This window comes from Pseudomonas batumici, from assembly GCF_000820515.1.
GTDB lineage: Bacteria > Pseudomonadota > Gammaproteobacteria > Pseudomonadales > Pseudomonadaceae > Aquipseudomonas > Aquipseudomonas batumici.
Window position 1 is genome coordinate 1 of sequence record NZ_JXDG01000104.1, and the last position, 1,635, is coordinate 1,635.

Below are 1,635 nucleotides of genomic sequence, written 5' to 3' on the forward strand. Positions count from 1 at the left end.
AGCGGCGGGCTGGGCAACGACACCCTCAGCGGGGGGGCCGGCAATGACACCCTGCTGGGGGGAGCGGGTAACGACTCCCTCGATGGTGGCGCGGGCAACGACGTGCTGGATGGCGGCACCGGCAACGACACCCTGAGTGGCGGGACCGGCAACAACACCTACCTGTTCGGTCGTGGCGACGGCCAGGATGTGGTAACGATCAGCTATGACACCACGGCCGACAAGCTCAATACTTTGCAGTTCAAGACGGGGGTCGCCCCAAGCGATGTGGTGCTTCGGCAAGTCTATGACAACCAGATGGGAGGCAGTAACGGCGCGCTGGAGCTGAGCATCGCTGGCACCACTGACAAGATCACGATCAGCGGGTTCTTCTATAACGACAGCACGGCCAATCCCTACAATCCGGTGCAGCAAGTGCAATTTGCTGACGGCACTACCTGGGATATGGCCGCCATCACCGCCACGCTGTTTGCGGGTACGGCTGGCGACGACAACATCCGCGGCACATCGGCCGACGATATGTTGAGCGGCGGGCTGGGCAACGACACCCTCAGCGGGGCTGCTGGCAATGACACCCTGCTGGGGGGAGCGGGTAACGACTCCCTCGACGGAGGTGCGGGCAACGATGTGCTGGATGGCGGTACCGGCAACGACACACTGAATGGCGGGACCGGTAACAACACCTACCTGTTCGGTCGCGGTGATGGCCAGGACCAGGTGGTGTACACCTACGACACCACGGTCGGCAAGCTCAATACATTGCAATTCAAGGCGGGTGTCGCGCCAAGCGATGTGATGCTGAAGCAAGTGTACGATCCGAACTTCGGATCTAACGCGGGTTTGGAGTTGAGCATCGCCGGGACCACCGACAAGATCACGATCAGCGGTTTCTTCTATAACGACAGCACGGCCAATCCCTACAACCCGGTCCAGCAGGTGCAATTTGCTGACGGCACCATTTGGAATATGGCCGCTATCACCACCGCACTGCTGGCAGGCATGGCCGACACAACTGGCGACCAAAACATCCGCGGCACGTCGGCCGATGATATGTTGACCGGTGGGCTGGGCAACGACACCCTCAGCGGGGCGGCCGGCAACGATACCCTGCTGGGGGGAGCGGGTAACGACTCCCTCGACGGCGGCGCGGGCAACGACGTGCTGGATGGCGGCATCGGCAACGACACGCTGAATGGCGGGACCGGCAACAACACCTACCTGTTCGGTCGCGGTGATGGCCAGGACCAGGTGGTGTACACCTACGACACCACAGTCGGCAAGCTCAATACCTTGCAGTTCAAGGCGGGGGTCGCACCAAGCGACGTGGTGTTGAAGCAGGTGTACGACCCGAACTTCGGCTCTAACGCGGGCTTGGAGTTGAGCATCGCCGGCACCACCGACAAGATCACGATCAGCGGGTTCTTCTATAACGACAGTACGGCCAATCCCTTCAACCCGGTGCAGCAGGTGCAGTTTGCTGACGGCACCACCTGGGATATGGCCGCCATCACCGCCACGCTTTTTGCAGGCACGGCTGGCGATGACAGCATCCACGGCACATCAGCCGACGATATGTTGAGCGGCGGGCTGGGCAACGACACCCTCAGCGGGGGGGCCGGCAATGACACCCTGCTG

1 protein-coding gene is annotated in these 1,635 nt (G+C 61.9%); it reads left to right on the forward strand.

Annotated elements, in window-relative coordinates; genetic code table 11:
• Positions 1-1,635, forward strand: a 1,635-nt coding sequence (locus tag UCMB321_RS28425; RefSeq protein ID WP_040072025.1) for a calcium-binding protein, incomplete at both ends; no start/stop codon positions are given.